We start from the raw sequence: 17,994 nt of genomic DNA, 5'->3' as shown, positions 1-17,994 counted from the left end.
CATCTTGAGGGTGGCCGGCAAGCTAACACAGGAAAGCCAAATATCAAGTCAAAAACTCACAAAATATCACATCAAGATGCGACGATCAGCTCCGGCCCTTTTTGCAAAAGGGCGTCGGCAAGCGCAGGCTGCGGCCGGGCGTCGACGACAACGCCGGCGGCGCGGTCGAAATTCGGAATCCTGAGCGGCGTCAGCTTGCCGAACTTGCTGCTGTCGAGGACGAAATAGGTCTTGCCGGCGAGCGCGATCATGCGGCCGCGCTGCTCGGCGCCGGCCCTGGTGAAATCGGTCACTTCGCCATCCGGCGATAGCGCGCCGCCGCCGAGAAAGGCGATGTCGACGCGAAAGCGCGCCATTGCATCCAGCGCATCGATGCCGGAAGCGGCCTCCTCGCCCGGGTCGACTTCACCGCCCAGTATGTGCACACGCATGCCGGGCACATGGCACAGATGCAGTGCAATCTTCAGGCTGGCCGTGCATATGGTGAGATCGCGCAGATCATTCATGGCCTGCGCGACGGCCAAGGTGGTGGTGCCGGAATCGAGGAAGACCACCATACCGCTGCTAACGAGGCCGGCCGCCGCCCTGCCGATGGCCGCCTTGCCAGGCGCATTCTCCCGGCTGCGCAGGCCCATTGCCGGCTCGCTCGGCTCGAAGCGAGCGGCGCCGCCGTGCACGATGCCGAGCCGTCCCTGGTCAGAAAGCAGCTTCAGGTCGCGGCGGATGGTCTCGCGCGAGACGTCGAAGAAACCGGCCAGTTCGGCGACGCTGACGGAGCCCTGGACGCTCAGGCGCCTCAGGATCTCGTCATGGCGGCGAGGAGCAAGGGCACGTGCCGGCAGACGGCTGTCGGGGGACATGAAGAACCTCATATCGAACGAATGATGTTGCAATATGTGGCAGTGAACCGGCCGGGAGGCAACCGCGAGGACGGCGTGGCCATAGTCGATCGATAAGGTCTGGCCCTGTTCGGGTGCTGACCCGGCGTCAGCGTCCGCGCAGGCTTTGCAGATTGTGCACGTGGACGTGGTCGCCGGCCGCCACGGCAGCCGTCAGGCGGCCGATCGCCTCGCCGTATTTGCGTATGGTGGAGCCGGCGGCCAGGTCGTGCAACGCCAGCTTATGACCGGCTTGCAACGCGGCGCCGGCCTTGAGGACAACCCCCTCGCGGGCGCCTCGCGTCGTCACTTCGGCGCCTGCCTCGACCGGTTCCACGAGGACAGCCACGTCGTCGTCAGCGTGCAGCACTATGGCTCCAGGCTTGGTCATGCGCCGGCAAGCCGGACCTGGACGCCGGTCGCGTCTTCGCGCAGCTTCAGCACGGCGCCGACATCCTTGCCCGCCATGCCAGCATCCATCGCCTCCCTGAGCACGGCGAGCGTGGCGCCCCCGACCGGCGTCTCGACGCCGAGCGCGTCGTTCATCGCCAGGGCAAGCCGGCAATCCTTGTGGGCAAGCTTGACCATGAAGCCTGGCTCGAAGTCGCCCTTGAGCGCGCGATTGTGCATCGCCACCGCCAATTGCTGGTTCCAGGCCATCGTCGTCTTCAGCACGTTGATCATGGTGTCGAGCGTCAGGCCCGCCTTGGCGCCGGCGACCAGCGCCTCGGAGCTGGCCGTTATCAGCACGCTGGCCAGCAGGTTGTTGGTGAGCTTCATTGCCTGCCCCATGCCGAGCCCGCCGCAATGGATGAGGTCGGCCCCCATGCTCGACAGGATCGGGCGCGCGCGCTCCAGCACGGCGGCATCGCCGCCGATCATCAGCGTCGAGGTTCCGGCGATGGCGTGCTCCACCGTCTTGCCAACAGGGCTGTCGATCATGTCGACGCCGCGTTGCGCCAGCCATGCGCCGATACGCTGGGTGGTCTGCGGGTCGATCGTGCTCATGTCGATATAGAGGCTGCCGGCCCTGAGGCCATGACCGATGCCGTCGGCACCGAGCACGGCGGCCTCCACATCAGGCGCATCCGGCAGCATGGTGATGACGATTTCCGATTGCTGTGCAACCTCGCGCGGCGACGCCGCCGCCCGAGCGCCGGCCTCGACGAGTTTTTTCACCGCCACGGGATTGAGGTCGAAGACCGTCAGCGCGTGTCCCGCCTTGAGCACGTTGCGGGCCATGGGTGCGCCCATGGTTCCAAGCCCGACAAAACCGACTGACGTCATGGATCAACTTCCTTCCCTGAATTACTCTGAATGCGCGTGCCGCCCGAACTCCTCAGGACGGCACTTTCCACTGGTCGAGCTGCCATGCCGGCAGGCCACGCAGATCCTTGGCATTCTTGTCGGTGAAGCCGCTTTCGTCCGGCACCTTGCCCGTGCCCTCATAGGCTTTCTGAAGCAGCGGCGCCGCCTTGCCGAAGGCGGCCTTGACCTGGTCCCAGCTCAGCGCCTCAGGAATCATCTTGCCGGCAACCATGAACTGGGAGATTTGGCTGATTGCCGCCGCATCGCCTTCGGTCGGCCAGATCCAGCCGCGCTGGAAAAGCACCTCGTCGCCGATGACCTTGGCGCCCAGCGCAGGATCGAGCCCCCAATATTTGACAACCGACTGCGAGATCTCCCGCGGGTCGATCTTCTGGAGATCGGCAAGCGCGCGTTGCGCGGCCGTCAGGAAGGCCTGGCCGAGCGCGGCATCGTCGCCGACGATGCGGTCGCTGCAGATCCAGAAGGAACGGTGCAAATAGTAGCCGTCGGGGTAGAATTTCGACTTCTTGACGCCGGGCAGCATGTGGCCTTCGCCCTCGCCCGCGGGTCCGCTGTAGCCGGCCTCGGTATAGCCGAACGAATTCATGATCCCGGTGAGGCCGATTTCGGCATTCGCCTTGAGGAAGGCCGGGTAGATCACCACCGACGCGTCCATGCCCTCCGGGAGGGACGCGGCAACGGCCTGGGTCGGCGTGTTGACGATGTTGATGCCGAAGGCGCGCGGGTCGGCGTCGCCCAGTTCCTGCAGCAGCATTTGCGAGAGCGCGTTGTAGGGGTCGCCGCCGACAAGCGCGCCGACGGTCTTGCCCTTGAGGTCGCCGATGTTCTTGATGGCGGAGCCCTTGCGGGTCGCCAGCACCATGCGCATGTGGCCCTCACCGACGGTGAGAATGTTGATCGGCTGCGCCTGCGAAAGCAGCCGCACGATCGGGGTGTTGCCCCACATGCCGATGTCGAGATCGCCGGAGACGAAAGCCTCCACCATCGGCAGCGCGGAAGGATAGTCGCGCCAGTCGACTGTCAGGTCGTAGCCGAGTTCGGCGGCCGCCTTCTCGAGCAGCTTTTCGTTGATCATGCGTTGCGTCAGCGGCGAGTTGCCAGCCGCGTAGGGCTGGCGGCCGATTGAGACCTTGGCCGGCTTGCGGTCCTGCGCCCGCACGATCGATGGCATGGCCAGCGCGGCAGCCGCGGCACCACTCAGGACTGCGCGTCGGTTGAATGCGGTTTCCAGAAGTTTCCTCATGACAATCCTCTCCCTGTTGTCGTTTCAGTTCATCGTTGCGCGGTAAGCCTCTTCGCGGATCAGTTCCCAGATCGATTGGCTGAGCCTGGCGAAATCGCCGGAGCGCCGCGTCTCGTCGCCGCGTGGCCTGGGCAGGTCGATGTCGATGACCTGCTTCAGGCGGCCCGGATGGCTGCTTAGCACCGCGACCCGGTCGGCCAGGAACACCGCCTCGTCTATGGCGTGCGTGATGAAGACGACCGTCCGCCGCTCGGCAGCGGGGCGGTCCTGCCCCCAGATGCGCAGCAATTCGTCTTGCAGGATGACGCGGGTCTGCGCGTCCAGCGCCGCTAGCGGTTCGTCCATCAGCAGGATTTCCGGCTCGTTCGCCATCAGGCGCGCCAGTGCCACGCGCTGGCGCATGCCGCCCGATAGCTGGTGCGGGTACTTGTCCTCGGAGCCGGTCAGGCCGACCATTTCGACGGTGCGGTTGACGCGGTCGGCGCGCTGCGCGGGCGAAAGCCCTCGCCCGGCCGGCCCATAGATCAATCCGAACTCGACATTGCCGCGCACGGTGCGCCAGGGAAACAGGGCATAGTCCTGGAACATCACGCCGCGTTCGGCCCCCGGTCCTTCGATCGGCCTGCCGTTCAGGCTCATCGTACCCGACGTCGGCCTGTCGAGGCCGGCGAGCATGTTGAGAACGGTCGTCTTGCCGCATCCGGATGGGCCGACGATAGCCATGAACTCGCCGGCCTTGATGTCCAGCGACAGGCTGTCGACCGCCACCACGGAGGCAGATTCCCCGAAGGATTTGCTGACGCCGTCGAGGCGGATCTTGGCATCGCTCATGGCTGGCTCCACGGCACGGCGAAGGCGAGTGCGGCACGCAGGATGCGGTCGAGCGCGAAGGCCACGATGCCGACCGCGATCATGCAGACCACCATGCCGTTGAGGTTGATCGAATAGGCGTAGAAGACGAACATCATCTGGCCGATGCCGCCGCTGCTGCCGGACTTGGCGCCGACCGCAAGTTCGGCGGCAATGATCGCCGTCCAGGCGATGCCGAGGCCGATGCGCATGCCGACCAGAATGGATGGCAAGGCGGCCGGCAGCAGCACCACCCGCATCCGCGTCAGCGGCGCCAGCCCCATGGTCAGCGCGGCGCGCATCAGACTGGGCTCGATACGCTTCACGCCCGAGATGGTGTTGATCAGGATCGGGAAGAAGGCGGCATAGGCAACGATGGCGACAGCTGCCCCGGAGCCCGAGCCCAACCAGAGGATAACCAGGGGCAGGATGGCAAGTGCCGCTATCGGCCGGAAGGTCTCGACCAGCGGATCGAGATTGCGCTCGACGGCCGGCATGCTGCCCATGGCGATGCCAAGCGGGATCGCCAACAGGGCCGCCGCCGCGAAGCCGGCGAAGACCCGTCCGAGGCTGGTGGCGAGACCGGCCACGAGATCGCCGTCGCGCAGCATGGAAATGGCCGTTTCGGCCACCGTGCTGGGGCGTGGCGCCTGGGCGGAGCCGGACGCGAGAGCTTCCCAGACGACCAGCAGCAGCACCGGAACGATGAGGCGAAGCGCAAACCTGTTCATCGCGCCACCTCCGTCCGCGCCCACGGTGTCAAGACATCAGAGAGCCAGCGCAACCCCTTGTCCGTCAGGAAGCCGAGCAGGCCGATGGCGACGATGAAAGCCATCACCGTCGGCGTCGACAGCATGCTGCGGTAGTATTCGATGGCGTAGCCGAGGCCGTTCGGCGCTCCTACCAGTTCGGCAGCGACGACGGCGGTCCACGAGGCCGCCACCGCAAGCCGTGCCGAGACCAGGATCGCCGGCAGCGCCGCCGGAACGATGACGCGCCGCATGATCGCCCGCCCAGACAGGCCCATCGTGCTGGCCGCCGCGACGAGCCGCCTGTCGACGGCGGCGGCGCCCGCGGCGGTGCCGATCAGCAGCGGGAAGAAGGCGGTATAGAACATGATGAACAGCGGCAGCCGATGGCCGATGCCGAACATGTAGAGCGCAAGCGGTATCCATGCGATGCCGGCTATCGGCCGCAGGATCTCCACCGGCAGTTCGAGCAGATCGTTCCAGAGCCGGCTGCGGCCCATCAGCAGCCCGAGCGGCACCGCCACCGCCGCGGCAGCCGCAACGCTTGCCAGCAGACGGGCCAGACTGATCCCTGCATTGCCGAGCAGTTCGCCGTTGAGGGCCGTATCGCGCAGCGCAAGCGCAACCGCGACCGGCGACGGCAAGAGCAGCTTCGAAGGCACGAAGAACGAGCCGACATACCAGGCAAGGACGAACAGGCCCATCGTGCGCAAATACACGAACAGGCTGGTCAGGCGCGCAAAGCGCATTGTCCTTTGGCCGGCATCGTTCGAGGAGATAGCCGTCACAACGAGCCCCGCACGCGGGTCGGAACTTCGAGCCCTTCCCCCAAAATCTCGCCGAAGGTGAGGGTGCCGCCGGCGACATCGAGGATGGTCGCCAGCAGCCGGTTCGCCGCTTCGGCGACGGTTTCGATCCCCTCCGAAACCGGGCTGGCGTCGAAATCGATCTGCTCAGGCAGCCGGCGAGCCGTCTCGCGCCGCGCCGTGATCTTGATCGTCGGCGCGAGCGCGCTCGCGGTGCTGTTGCCTGGCCCGGTTGTGAACAGCATGATCTGGGCACCGGCCGCGGCGAAGCCTGTCATCGATTCCGGCGAGAAGGACGGGCCGTCCATGAGGTAAAGGCCGCCGGCGGTGACCGGCTCGGCCATGCCGAGCACGCCGTCGATGCGGCAAGTTCCCGTCTTGGCCAGGGCACCGAGGGACTTCTCCTCGATCGTGCTCAACCCGCCGCGTATATTCTCCTCGCCCGGATTGTTGCCGGTCAGGCTGTGGCCGGAAGCGGCGGCGAAGCGTTCCTTGCGCTCCACGGCCTGCAGGATCTGTCGTGCCACCGTTGCATCGCGAGCGCGCGCCGCGAGTATATGTTCTGCCCCCAGCCACTCGACGGTCTCACCGACAATGACGGTGCCGCCATGCGAAACCAGAAGATCGACCGCGGCCCCCACGACCGGATTGCTGACCAGACCCGACGTCGCGTCGGAATGGCCGCATTCGATGCCGACCACCAGCTGCGCGCCGGGCAAGTTCTCGCGCCGGATCCGCGAAGCCTCGCGCAGCAACGCCGCGCCGCGCCTGATGCCCTCGCCCATGACCGACAGCATGTCCTCATGCTGCTCGGCGAAGGAAACGCTGGCGACCGGCTTGCCGCAAGCCGAAATGCGGGCCGCGACCATCTCGGTCGTCGCCGAATCCACTCCGACCACCAGAACGGCGGCGGCGTTCGGATTGCGGCCGAGACCGACAAGTTGATCAAGGTGCAGGCCGAGGTCCGGCTCGATGTGCCCCCTGCCCGCGCTCGTCGCGGCCAGAAGCGCGCCTTCGAGGCCCGCCGCGATCCGCTCGCTGACGCGCAGCGCCAAACCATTGATGCACAGGATCAGCACATAATTGCGGATTCCGGCGCGGCCATCGATCCGCCTGTAGCCACTGAATGGCGGCAGGCCGTCGATTTTGTCGGCACCGGAGGCAGGCAGTGGCATTGGCGTTTCCAAACCGTCGCGAGCGAGGCAATCTCTTCAAATCTCAATATTTGATCAAATGTTGCCTTGGCAAGGGCAAAATTGACTTCTTTCGATCGCCGTGCGAGCAATATTTGCTCAAATCAGGGTAGGCTTGGATGCATGGCGCGTATTCCCGACGTTCAGAAGCTTCTTCGTGACGACATCGTTTCCGGAGCCATTCCATTCGGGGCAAGGCTGAGGATCGACGATCTCGCCGGTCGTTATGGCGTAAGCCATATGCCGGTCCGCGAGGCCTTGCGCGCCTTGAGCGGCACGGGATTGGTCGTGCTGGAACCCAATCGCGGCGCCAGCGTCAGGACGGTCCACATGTCGTTTGTGATCGACCTGTTCGATATCCGCAGCGCCGTCGAAACGATGCTGGCGCGGCGTGCCAGCGAGCGGCGTACCGCCGAGCATCTGCGCGATCTGAAGGCCGCGCAGGACATGCTTGAGCAAAGAGTGGCCAGCGACGACTTCCTTGCCGTCCCACATGCCAACAACATCTTTCACGGCGTCATCAACGAGGCGGCCGGCAATCCGGGCGCGCTGTCGATGGTGGATCGCAACTGGCTGCTGGTGGCGGCGATCTGGCAACGCTACGGCTATGACGAGGGGCGCTTCCATGGCGTCATCGACGATCATCGCCACATCATCCGGGCCATAGAGCGCCAGGATGCCGGCTCGGCGGCGACCTTGATGGGCGCGCATATCGAAAAGGCCAAACACGACCTCCTGGCGCGCATCGCCGTCGATCCCAAACCCGATATCGGCCGGCAATGACGGCCGGGTTCGAGGTCGCGGCGTCGACGGGCGATACGCTGGGCGAATCGCCGACATGGCTGGCGCGGGGCGGAGAGCTGTTCTGGGTCGATCTGCGGCGTCCTTGCCTGCACAGGCTGCGGCCCGAGACAGGAGCGGTGACATCGTGGCCGATGCCTGAGGTCATCGGCTCGGTGGTTCCACGAGCATCGGGCGGTGTCGTCGTGGCCTTGCGGCAAGGTCTCCACGCATTTGATCCCGCCAGCGGCGCACTGAGCCTGCTGGCGCGCGTGGAGGATGGGCCGCCCGAGCATCGGCTGAACGACATGAAGTGCGATCCCGGCGGCGGCATAATCTGCGGCAGCATGTGGGACTATGGGCTGCATGCGTCCGGGGCGCTTTACCGGATCGACGCCGCCGGAAGTTCGAGCCGGATCCGCGACGGGATCGCCGTGCCCAATGCGATCGCCTTTGCCCCGGATGGCCGTACCGTCTACTTCACGGATACGCGGCAAGGCGATATAGAGCAGGCGGATTTCGACCCGGCGAGCGGATTTGTGGGGCCGTGGTCTCTGTTCGCCGACCGGCACGCGGCGCCTGGAAAGCCCGACGGCGCCACCGTCGATGCGGACGGCTTCCTCTGGAATGCGCGCTACCAAGGCGGCTCGCTGGCGCGGTTCGCGCCCGATGGCCGGCTCGACAGGCTGGTCCCTCTGCCAGTCACTCAGCCGACCTCCTGCGCCTTCGGCGGTCCAGGCCTGAAGACACTGTACGTGACGACCGCAACGCAGAAGCTGACGGAGGATCAACTGGCCAACGAGCCCCTGGCGGGTTGCCTGCTTGCACTCGACGTCGGCGTGGCGGGACTGCCGGAGCCGGCTTTTGCCGGTTAATCTCGGCTATTGCCAGCCGAGATGGCGGCCACCCGTCGCCTGCAGGTCCGCCCCGGTGATGAAGCTGCCGGCGTCGGAGCAAAGCAGCAACGCCGCTCCCGCCATCTCGCGCGCCTCGCCGGCCCGCTGCATCGGCGCGGACCCCTTCTGGATCTCCGCCCATTTGGCCGCGTCCTCGCGGCGCCAGCGATTGCGCTCGGTAACGACAAGCCCGGGCGACAGGTTGTTGATCGTCACCCCGTGTGGCGCATAATCCTTGGCAAGGTTGAATGACAGATTGTGCTGCGCGCTCTTCAGCGCGGCATAGACGGCGAGATCGGATTCGGGCCGCGTCTGGTTGATGCTGCCGATCGTCAGCACACGGCCCCAGCCATTGTCCTTCATGCCGGGCAAGGCGGCCTGCAGCAATTCGATCGTCGCCTTGAAGTTGATCTGGATCTGGTGCTCGATCTGCTCGGCGGGTAGATCGAGGAAACGCGTGCGGTACTGGATCGAGGCGCAGACGACAAGCACGTCGACACCACCCAACGCCTCGATCGCCGCCTGGACACAGCGAGCCGCCTCTCCGGCCCGAGCGAAATCAGCATCGATGGCGACGCCGCGCCTGCCCTTCCCGCGAATTTCACGGACAGCTTCGGCGGCCGCATCCGGCTGCCCGAATGCCACGTCGGCGTCGCGAGCGAAATGGACGGCCACATCGGCGCCCGCCTCGGCAAAAACCCGCACGATCTCACGGCCGATGCTGACGCTGCCGCCGGTCACCAAGGCGCGCCGGCCAGCCATCGTGAAGCGCTCGGCAAGAGCCAGCGCATTCTGGATGTCGATCTCTTCCTTTTGCACCGTCAATAGCCCAGCCTTTCCAATTTGATCACACTTTTATTTGGAGTGCTCTTCAAAACGCATTTTCAGGGAGAAATCCAGAACCAATTCTTCCATTTGATCAAATCAGGCAGACTGAAAAGCAGCGTCCCTGGCGGCAGCGGCTAGACGAAGGCGTACAGCCCGTCACGCGCGCCCATCGGAATTGGACAAAGATTCTAAGATTTTCGCGACAGACCGTCGCCTTCTATGGCGTTGACCAGTGTCTCGCTGCCTTGGCGCAGATGCTGCGTCAAAACGCTGACGGCCTTGCCGGCGTCGCGTCGCCGGCAAGCGGCCAAGAGGTCGCGATGCTCCGTCTGCGAGCGGGCGCGGTAGTCGAGGTTCGACAACAGGATACGGACGTAGCGGTCGGCCGCATTATGGTGCGCGTCGATCAGGCCGAGCAACCGGCGATTGCCGCAGGCGTCATAAAGCGTCAGATGAAAGGCCCGGTTCAGCACGCCCCACCTGCCGACATTGCGCTCGGCATCGATCTGATCGAGCACCTGTTCGGCCTCGTCCAGCTTGCCGCCGGGCAGGCCGGGAATGGAGAGCCGCAGTGCCTCGCACTCGAGCAGTTCGCGCACGGCATAGATCTCTCGGATCTCGTCGCCGTCCATTCTGGCGACGTGCGCACCCTTTGTCGGGTGGATGGACACGATGCCTTCGGCCTCGAGCTGACGAAGCGCGTCCCGGATCGGCATCCGGCTGAAGCCAAACTGCTCGGCCAGATCATCCTGGCGCAACGTCGTGCCGGCCTTCAGGGTCCCGCTGGCAATGGCCTCGCGCAAGACATTGGCGACCTGCTCGGCGACCGTTTGCGGCCTCTCGATCAAGCCTTCGCCAAATCCGCGCAATCCATGCTCCCATTTCACGTATCGTCAGCTTAGGGGAAAGCTTCATTCTCGGATATAGGTATCCATGTGTACGAGAAGAGTTGCAAGCCGGCGGCGATGCGCCCGGCATGGACGCGAGATCGCCGCGGCGAAACCTTCGGAACGGGAATGGCTTGCAGTTTGGCCCGCGGAAACAGCAAAACCGGCAGCCGCCAGCCGCATGCGGTGAGGCCCGCGCGGCATTGGCGGCAGCGATCATGGGGGCAGGATATGACACTCAGAATGGTAGTGCTTGACGGCAAGCCGCTCAGTGCGGGTGATGTGGCCGAGGTCGCACGGCGCAACGCCCGCCTCGAGTTGGGCGGTCAGGCGATGCGCCGCATCCGCGAGAGCCGTGCGCTCATCGAGCATCTCACGCAACTTGGCAAGCCCATGTATGGCGTCACCACCGGTCTCGGTGCGTGCGTGGATACGCCGCTTGCGCAGGCCGACCTGATCGCGTTCCAGCATAGCGTACCGCTCAGCCACAGTATGGGCATCGGCCCCGCCCTTCCGACGGAGGCCGTGCGGGCGCTTATGGCCGCAAGGATTTCAGGCATGGCGGCCGGCGGCACCGGCACCTCCGAACATGTGGTCATGGGCCTTGTGGCGGCACTTAACGCCGGGGTTCATCCGGTGATCCCCAGTTGGGGATCGATCGGGGCGGCGGACCTTGCCGCCCTCGGGCATATGGCAAGGGCGCTGCGCGGCGACGGCGAAGCGGAGTTCCAGGGCAAGATCATGCCGTCCGCCGATGCGCTGGCCCTCGCCGGGCTCGAACCACTCAACCTGCGCGAAAAGGACGGCCACGCCATCATCGTCGCGAACAGCCTTTCGACCGGAACGGCATGCCTGTGCCTCGAAGACGTCGCCCATCTCATCGACTGGTCGCTGGCTGCCGTGGCCCTCAATTATGAGGCATTCCGCTCATCCGTCAGCGCAATCAGCGAGGAGGCGCTGTCAGCCCGCCCGGCATTCGGCCAGCGCGAGATCGGCGCGCGTCTGCGGGGGGAACTGGCGGGAAGCGGTCTATGGGAGGACAACGCCGCACGGCGTCTCCAGGACCCGCTCAGCTATCGCTGCGTGCCGCAAGTGTGGGGCGGCCTGCTGCATGCGTTCGAACAGGCGAAGCTGGCGACGGAGATCGAACTGGCCCATTCGGGCGACAACCCGGTTATCCTGCCGGAGATCGAGCGGGTCGTCTCGAACGGCAACTTCGACCTGACGGCGATGACGCTGGCCTGGGAACAACTCGGCCAGGCGCTTGCGCATTGCGCGGTCGGCACCGCCAACCGTTGCATGAAGCTGATGTCGCCGATAACGGCGGAGCTGCCGCGCTTCCTGTCGGCCAGGGGTGGGAGCCGCCAGGGCTATGCGGAGCTGCAGAAACCGCTTGCCGCGCTGGAAGTCGAGATCCGGCACCTCGCCAACCCGATGTCGCTCAGCTCGCTTGCCGTTTCGGACGGCATCGAGGATCAGTCGTCGATGGCCCCGCGCGTGGTGGCCAAGACAGCCGAGATCGTCGAGCGGCTGCGTTATCTCGTTGCGATGGAACTGATCTTTGCGGCTACGGGGGTAGAATTGCGCGGTGTCGTCGACGGCATGGGCGACGGACCGCAGCGCACCTTCGCCGCCGTGCGCTCCCTTGTCAGCCCGCTTGACGATGACCGTGAAATGAGCACGGACATGACACGGATCGCACGGATGGTGGCGGGCCCACGCGACTGACGCGCCAAGGCGCTCGGCGAGCCCATGGCCCGCGAGCCTCTCCTCACGCAGAAAAGGACACGCCTCTGCGGCGCATGCCTGCCTGCACGCCGTGGACGATCAGCCGTGACAGGATTTCCATGTCGGGCGGCATTCGTGGACGCCAGATATCCAAAAGCAGGGCCACGCGAGGCTTGTCGGCGTTGTTTGTCACTTCATGAGGGAACGTGTCGTCCCACAACAGACACTCGCCGTCGGCGATCCGCCTCTCCTGATGATTGATCATCATGACCGTCGCCGGACGACCATCTGCCTGTCGAGGGATCACCAAGCCGACATGGAACCTCATTATGCCCCTGAAAGGGCCGCGGTGGCTGGGAATGTGCTTGCCCGGAGCCAGGAAAGAGATCGCCGCCGACTTCACCTCAGGGCATTCTGCAAGCAGTCGGTCGAGGACCGGCATTCGCGCGAGGTTTTGCGGAACCGCGACATCGTAAGCCTTGAGCACGAACATACGCCAGTCGCGACCGTCATTGGCCGAGATGTCGGCCTGTTCAGGCATGATGTCGTGGAAGCGGGGCGCCTTGCCCACGGCAAGCGCTTCGTCGCGGATGGCCTGCCAGGCGGCCGTGAACTTGGTGGCGTTTGGAAATTCGCCGGCGGTATCGAGGATCGCCGGCGCGTCGATGCGCTTTTCGTAGATCCGCCGCACCAGACCGGATGCAAGATCGTAAACTTGAGACATTTCATGGCCTCGAGGACATCATGAAACGAATATCCGGCAATTAAGTTGCTGATCTTGTTCGGCGTATGCCTGTCAGCACGAATTCGTGACCGACGAACAGTCCCGCGATCCCGCGCTTTGTTGCTGGCGTTCGTCAGCGTTCAGGGGCGCGTTCGACCAGACGAAACCTGTAGCGATCCCGTATGAATTCATTGAAGAAGCGTCCCTTGGAAGAGGCGGCTTTGAAGGCAGCGTATGTCTCGGGCTCCACGTCTTCGTAGTCATAGCGGTTTCCGCTCGGCACAAACCAGACCGAGAGCACCCTGGTGGCGAAATGGTACTGTGTGCTGCGGATGGCCGTAGAAGGCATTGGCGTTCTCCCGGATGGATAATCCGGGGCGCAAACGGAAGTTCCAACTGTGCCGCGCAGCCTTGGCTGGCAGGCCTTCCTATAGTGAGCAGCGCAGCCGGATCGTCCGTCCGCGCCAGAAGACGAAGGAGCCGGCCCGGTTCTGCCGAGCCGGCCCCAAGGGATCAGAACGCCGGCTCGACCGCGTTGACATTGTCCTTGGTGACGACCGTCAGCGGGATCGGCAAACGGTCCTTGACCTCCTTGCCGTCCATGATCTCCGCCATGGTGTTGATCGCCAGGCGGCCGTCCTCAACCGGCGACTGCACGATGGTGGAGTACATTTCGTTGGTGCGGATCGATTCGAACGCATCCTTCTGACCATTGATGCCGACGATCGGCGGTGCCGCCTTGGACGGATTGGCCTCCTTCCAGGCGTCGATGAAGCCGCGCGCCATGGTGTCGTCATTGGCGTAGACGCCGCTGATCTCGTCGCCGAAGCGGGTGATCAGGTCGCGGCTGACCACCAGCGCCTTCTGCTGGTCGAAATCGGCATTGACCGTGTCGAGCACCTTGATGTCGGCGTTGGTTTCCTTGAGACGATCGGTGAAGCCGCCGACGCGGCCGATCGTCGTGCCGTTGCCGGCCTGGCCGGCGATGATGACGACGGAACCCTTGCCACCCAACGCCTTGCTGAGCGAGTCGGCCGCAAGCTTGCCTTCCTCGTAGACGTCGGGCCCGGTGAACGACTTGATGAACGGCTTGGCATCGTCGCTCATCGGCGAGTTGATGAGGATCGCGGGAATGTTCGCCTGTTGTGCGCGGGCCAGGCCCGGTATGTAGGCCTGCGGGTCGAGCGGCCACAGGATGATGCCGTCAACCTTGCGCGCGACGCAGGTGTTGAGCTGCTCGGTGCCCTTCTGGACGTCGAAATCCTGGCTGAGGCTCAGGATCTCGATGCCGAGCTCGCCGGCGCGCGCCTGGAGCGCCTTGTTGGCCGGCGTCGCATAGGCATGCGAATCCGCGGCCGTGACGTAGCAGACCGTCTTTGCACTGGCCCAGCCCGTCGAGGCCAATATTACCGCCATGGCGGTAATGTGGAGCATGCTTTTCTTGCCAACCATAGGTTTCCTCCCGATCATGTATTTCCTCCTTGAGTGATTGGATTGTCGCGAATGAGCGCGGGGCCTGTGCCCGGCGCCCTCCCCTTGGTAGTCACGGCCCGATCGAGCACGACGAGCAGGATCAGGATAAGCCCCGACACGACCTGCTGGACGTATGCGGGAACGGATTGGAACTCCATCGCGATGGTCAGCGAGCCGATCGTCAGCACGCCGCCAAGCGTGCCGAGCGCGGATCCCTTGCCGCCTTCGAGGCGGGTTCCGCCGACCACGACCGCGGCAATGACGGCGACCGTCAGTTCCGAGCCGAAGACGGGCGAACCGGTGTTGGTGACGAGGCTCTGGAGAACGCCTGCGAGACCGGCGAGCGTCCCGGCGAAGACGAAGCCCAGAAAAACGATGCGATCGGAAGCGATGCCGCTCTCCTTGGCTGCCGCCGGATTGGACCCCACCGCAAAGACATTTCGGCCCGGTATTGTACGCGTCAGCCAGACATGCAGCAGCACGATCAGAACGATGAACAGCGCACTGCGGATGGTGAAGATTTCGAGATGGATCTTGGCGAACGCCAGTGAAAGCATGATGTCGGTGCCGGTCACCGGCTGGCTGTTGGTGATCCAATGCGCGAGCGAGCGGAAGATCAGCATCGTCGCCAGCGTCAGCACCAGCGAGTTCACCTTCAGCCCGACGACCAGCGCGCCGTTGATGGCGCCTGCCAGCATGCCGACCAGGATACCGACAAGTGCGGCAGGCAGGATGCCGATCTCGCGCTGCAGGATGACCGACATGATCCCCGCCAGCGCGAACACCGCGCCGCCGGAGAGGTCGATCTGGCCGGCGACCAGAAGCACCGTAAGTCCAATGGCGATCAGGCCGATCGTCGCCGCCCGGTCGAGGCCGAGTCCGAGGGTCGATGCGGAGAAATAACCCGGAACCGCCAAGGCGGAAATGATCAGCGTCAGGCCGAGGATGATCACCACCCTGTGCCGCGAGGCAAGCGCCAGGAACCTCATCACGCCACCCCCCTCTTGCGCAATGCCGCGTCCATGCCGACGGCGCCGACGATCAGGATGCCGAGGACAAAACCCTGGATCGTGCGCACGCCGTCGAGCACCATGACGTTGGTCAGAAGCTGCACGAAGATCAGGCCCGCGATCGCCCTCGGCACCGAGCCGAAACCGCCGATAATCGACACGCCGCCGACCACGACCGCGGTGATGGCGCTGAACTCGTAGCCGGCGCCGATCAGCGGCCGCGCGCTTTGCAAGGTCAGGCCTAGCAGGCCGCCGCTGACGCCCGAAGCCAACGCCGTGATCACGAACGCACCGGCCTTCACCGCTCGCACGGGCACCGCGCTCGCCTCGGCGGCGCTGTAATTGCCGCCCGTGGCGAGCGTCCACCTGCCCCAGAAGGAGCGCGAGAGGACGAAATGCCCTATGAGAGCGATCAGCAGGAAAATCAGCACCACGACCGGGACGCCGAAGAGCCGGCCCTTGGCGAATTCGGCCGAAGCGGGATTGTTGCCATAGACGATGACGCCGCCGACAGTGGCCTGCACGATGCCCAGCCCGATGGTGCCGATGCCGAGCGTGGCGATGATGGGATTGATACCGACATAGCCGACCAGCACGCCGTTGAGCAGGCCGATAAGGCCCGCAAGCGCCACCGCCAGGACGAAGGCAGGAACCGGCCCGATCATTGGCTGCAGCCCGAGCGAGAGGATGGCCCCGCAGGCGATGGTGGCCGGCACCGACAGGTCGGCCAAGCCGCCTGCCACAAGCACGAAAGTCATGCCGACAACGACGATGCCGACAATGGACATCGAGGTCAGGACGTTGAGCAGATTGCCTGTGGTGAAGAAGGCGGGGCTGACGAATGAGCCGTAGAGCACCACTGCAAGGATAGCGAAGCCAAGCCCCGCCTTGGACAGGACATCGGCAAGCCTGCTGCCGCGCGTGAAGCGGTCATTGCGGTTCGCCCCGCTGGTCTCCATGGCCGCATCAGTCATGCAGCCTCCCCCGTCGCCAGCGCCATGATGCGCTCCTCGCTCAGTTCGGCGCGGGCGAGCGCCTCCGATGCGCGGCCGTCGCGCATCACAACGACGCGATCGCAGACGCCGAGGATTTCGGGCAGTTCCGACGAGATCATCACCACCGCCATGCCGTCGGCGACAAGCCGGCCGATGATGCTGTGGATCTCGGCCTTGGCGCCGACGTCGACGCCGCGCGTCGGCTCGTCGAGAATGAGCACGGAGGGCTTGGCCGCGAGCCATTTGGCGATGACCGCCTTCTGCTGGTTGCCTCCCGACAACAGGTTGATGCGCCGCTCCCCGTCGGGCGGCGAAATGGAAAACTGCTTCACATAGGTCGTCGCCAGCGAACGGTCGGCGCTGCGCCTGATACGGCCGAAGCTGGTCAGACGCCGCAATATCGACAGGCTGATGTTCTCGCGGACCGACATGCCCGGAATGATGCCGTCGCCCTTGCGGTCCTCGGGGACGTAGGCGATCCCGGCTCGCACCGCCTCGGAAGGAGAGTTGATGGCGACCTTGCGCCCGTAGACGCTGACCGTTCCCTCCACCAGCCGCGACAGGCCGAAGATGGCGCGTGCTACCTCGGTGCGACCCGCCCCGACCAGTCCGGTCAAGCCCAGTATCTCCCCAGCGCGCACATCGAAGCTGACATCACTGAAATGCGCCCCGTCGCCGATGCGTTCGACACGCAGCACGGACTTGCCGATCGCGGCCGGGCTTTTCGGGAACACGTTGGCGACCTCGCGGCCAACCATCAGCCTGATCATCTCGGCCGCGGTTATGCCGTCGATCGGACGGGTCTCGATCATTGAGCCGTCGCGCAGCACGGTCACCTCGTCGGCGATCTCGAGAACCTCCCTCAGCCTATGGCTGATGTAGACGATGGCGATGCCGTCATCGCGCATCTTGCGAAGGATCCGGAACAGCGCCGCGGTTTCGTGCTCGCTCAGGCTCGATGTCGGCTCGTCCAGCACGATGATCCTGGGCTGCGCCGCATAGGCCTTGGCGATCTCGACCAGTTGCTGCTGGCTGATCGACAGGTCGCCGAGCCGCGCGCGCGGGTTGATGGCCGCGCCCAGCTCGTCGAGGACGGCGGCGGCCTTCCTGACCATTTCGCCCTTGTGCAGCCAGCTCCATTTGCCGGGCATGCGGCCGAGATAGACGTTCTCCGCGACGGTCAGGTCGGGAACAAGATTGATCTCCTGGTGCACCATGCGGATGCCGAGCGCCTGGGCGTCGGCGGGACGCCGCATGCGCACTTCGGCGCCGCCGACGAGGATCGTGCCGGCGGTCGGAGCGTAGGATCCGTTGAGCACCTTCATCAGCGTCGACTTGCCGGCGCCATTCTCGCCAACGACCGCATGGACGGTGCCGAACCGGACGGCGAAATTGACGTTCGACAGGGCCTTCACGCCGGGAAAAGTCTTGGAGATGCCTCTCATGTCCAGGGCACAATCGGCGGCGGCACTCATCTAGGCTTGGTCCTCCCTGGTAGCACGCGGCTGGCAGCGTTATGTTAGTATAATGCATTTCCAGGCACGGTTCGGCCCACCTCGAGCCGGCCCGAAGGCCCCTTTCAGCGCATCCGCACCAGGCACTTCACCATAGGCTGAAAATCACGCA

The 17,994-nt window shown here is 65.0% G+C and carries 19 protein-coding genes; 3 read left to right on the top strand and 16 right to left on the bottom strand.

What is annotated here, in order from left to right; genetic code table 11:
• Nucleotides 1–71 precede the first annotated feature (71 nt).
• From FJ959_RS05805 to FJ959_RS05770, 8 genes are all read right to left on the bottom strand, one after another.
• A complete protein-coding gene (locus FJ959_RS05805; protein ID WP_140628989.1) occupies nucleotides 72–860 on the bottom strand; it encodes a DeoR/GlpR family DNA-binding transcription regulator in 789 nt (262 codons plus the stop codon).
• A gap of 127 nt (nucleotides 861–987) precedes the next feature.
• Complete coding sequence (locus FJ959_RS05800; protein WP_140497576.1) at nucleotides 988–1,269, bottom strand: UxaA family hydrolase; 282 nt, start codon at nucleotides 1,267–1,269, stop codon at nucleotides 988–990.
• Nucleotides 1,266–2,165 carry an NAD(P)-dependent oxidoreductase gene (locus FJ959_RS05795; RefSeq protein ID WP_140497574.1) on the bottom strand — a complete coding sequence of 300 codons (900 nt, stop codon included), beginning with the start codon at nucleotides 2,163–2,165 and terminating at the stop codon, nucleotides 1,266–1,268. The genes FJ959_RS05800 and FJ959_RS05795 overlap by 4 nt, the downstream gene beginning before the upstream one ends.
• Nucleotides 2,166–2,217: 52 nt before the next feature.
• Nucleotides 2,218–3,450, bottom strand: a complete 1,233-nt coding sequence (locus tag FJ959_RS05790; protein WP_140628986.1) for a PhnD/SsuA/transferrin family substrate-binding protein — start codon at nucleotides 3,448–3,450, stop codon at nucleotides 2,218–2,220.
• 24 nt (nucleotides 3,451–3,474) lie between these two features.
• The gene (locus FJ959_RS05785) at nucleotides 3,475–4,281 is read right to left on the bottom strand and encodes an ABC transporter ATP-binding protein (protein WP_140547458.1); all 807 of its coding nucleotides are present in this window, start codon (nucleotides 4,279–4,281) and stop codon (nucleotides 3,475–3,477) included.
• Nucleotides 4,278–5,030, bottom strand: a complete 753-nt coding sequence (locus FJ959_RS05780; protein ID WP_140583911.1) for an ABC transporter permease — start codon at nucleotides 5,028–5,030, stop codon at nucleotides 4,278–4,280. The genes FJ959_RS05785 and FJ959_RS05780 overlap by 4 nt, the downstream gene beginning before the upstream one ends.
• Complete coding sequence (locus FJ959_RS05775; protein WP_140555620.1) at nucleotides 5,027–5,797, bottom strand: ABC transporter permease; 771 nt, start codon at nucleotides 5,795–5,797, stop codon at nucleotides 5,027–5,029. Before FJ959_RS05775 ends, FJ959_RS05780 begins: the two co-directional genes overlap by 4 nt.
• 35 nt (nucleotides 5,798–5,832) lie before the next feature.
• Complete coding sequence (locus FJ959_RS05770) at nucleotides 5,833–7,029, bottom strand: UxaA family hydrolase (RefSeq protein ID WP_140628984.1); 1,197 nt, start codon at nucleotides 7,027–7,029, stop codon at nucleotides 5,833–5,835.
• A gap of 141 nt (nucleotides 7,030–7,170) precedes the next feature.
• On the opposite strand from FJ959_RS05770, the gene FJ959_RS05765 reads away from it, so the two are divergent.
• Nucleotides 7,171–7,830, top strand: a complete 660-nt coding sequence (locus FJ959_RS05765; protein WP_140497561.1) for a GntR family transcriptional regulator — start codon at nucleotides 7,171–7,173, stop codon at nucleotides 7,828–7,830.
• On the top strand, nucleotides 7,827–8,702 hold the full coding sequence (locus FJ959_RS05760; protein WP_140628981.1) for an SMP-30/gluconolactonase/LRE family protein: 876 nt from the start codon (nucleotides 7,827–7,829) through the stop codon (nucleotides 8,700–8,702). The genes FJ959_RS05765 and FJ959_RS05760 overlap by 4 nt, the downstream gene beginning before the upstream one ends.
• 6 nt (nucleotides 8,703–8,708) lie before the next feature.
• Here FJ959_RS05760 and FJ959_RS05755 read toward each other — a convergent pair whose 3' ends face one another.
• Together FJ959_RS05755 and FJ959_RS05750 are read right to left on the bottom strand one after the other, a co-directional pair.
• Entirely contained in the window at nucleotides 8,709–9,542 is an 834-nt protein-coding gene (locus tag FJ959_RS05755; protein ID WP_224617896.1) for an SDR family oxidoreductase, read from the bottom strand.
• A 197-nt stretch (nucleotides 9,543–9,739) separates the two neighbouring features.
• On the bottom strand, nucleotides 9,740–10,420 hold the full coding sequence (locus tag FJ959_RS05750; protein ID WP_224617798.1) for a GntR family transcriptional regulator: 681 nt from the start codon (nucleotides 10,418–10,420) through the stop codon (nucleotides 9,740–9,742).
• Between the two features lie 249 nt (nucleotides 10,421–10,669).
• Here FJ959_RS05750 and hutH point away from each other — a divergent pair, with 249 nt between their 5' ends.
• Nucleotides 10,670–12,166 (top strand): histidine ammonia-lyase, encoded by a 1,497-nt coding sequence (gene hutH / locus FJ959_RS05745; RefSeq protein ID WP_140628979.1) that lies wholly within the window; start codon nucleotides 10,670–10,672, stop codon nucleotides 12,164–12,166.
• Between the two features lie 43 nt (nucleotides 12,167–12,209).
• Here hutH and FJ959_RS05740 read toward each other — a convergent pair whose 3' ends face one another.
• From FJ959_RS05740 to FJ959_RS05715, 6 genes are all read right to left on the bottom strand, one after another.
• Nucleotides 12,210–12,890, bottom strand: coding sequence for an aspartyl/asparaginyl beta-hydroxylase domain-containing protein (locus FJ959_RS05740; protein WP_140628976.1), 681 nt, complete (start codon nucleotides 12,888–12,890; stop codon nucleotides 12,210–12,212).
• Nucleotides 12,891–13,023: 133 nt separating this feature from the next.
• The gene (locus tag FJ959_RS05735) at nucleotides 13,024–13,239 is read right to left on the bottom strand and encodes a KTSC domain-containing protein (RefSeq protein WP_140497550.1); all 216 of its coding nucleotides are present in this window, start codon (nucleotides 13,237–13,239) and stop codon (nucleotides 13,024–13,026) included.
• Nucleotides 13,240–13,403: 164 nt separating this feature from the next.
• Entirely contained in the window at nucleotides 13,404–14,342 is a 939-nt protein-coding gene (locus tag FJ959_RS05730; protein ID WP_140623752.1) for a sugar ABC transporter substrate-binding protein, read from the bottom strand.
• Between the two features lie 14 nt (nucleotides 14,343–14,356).
• Nucleotides 14,357–15,352: an ABC transporter permease gene (locus tag FJ959_RS05725; RefSeq protein WP_140498090.1), complete on the bottom strand. Its 996-nt coding sequence runs from the start codon at nucleotides 15,350–15,352 to the stop codon at nucleotides 14,357–14,359.
• On the bottom strand, nucleotides 15,352–16,347 hold the full coding sequence (locus FJ959_RS05720; RefSeq protein WP_246678899.1) for an ABC transporter permease: 996 nt from the start codon (nucleotides 16,345–16,347) through the stop codon (nucleotides 15,352–15,354). The genes FJ959_RS05725 and FJ959_RS05720 overlap by 1 nt, the downstream gene beginning before the upstream one ends.
• Nucleotides 16,344–17,843: a sugar ABC transporter ATP-binding protein gene (locus FJ959_RS05715; RefSeq protein WP_140555628.1), complete on the bottom strand. Its 1,500-nt coding sequence runs from the start codon at nucleotides 17,841–17,843 to the stop codon at nucleotides 16,344–16,346. Before FJ959_RS05715 ends, FJ959_RS05720 begins: the two co-directional genes overlap by 4 nt.
• Nucleotides 17,844–17,994 lie beyond the last annotated feature (151 nt).

Origin of the sequence: Mesorhizobium sp. B2-2-4 (assembly GCF_006442375.1) — a bacterium.
GTDB lineage: Bacteria > Pseudomonadota > Alphaproteobacteria > Rhizobiales > Rhizobiaceae > Mesorhizobium.
This window is presented reverse-complemented; position numbering and strand designations above follow the sequence as displayed.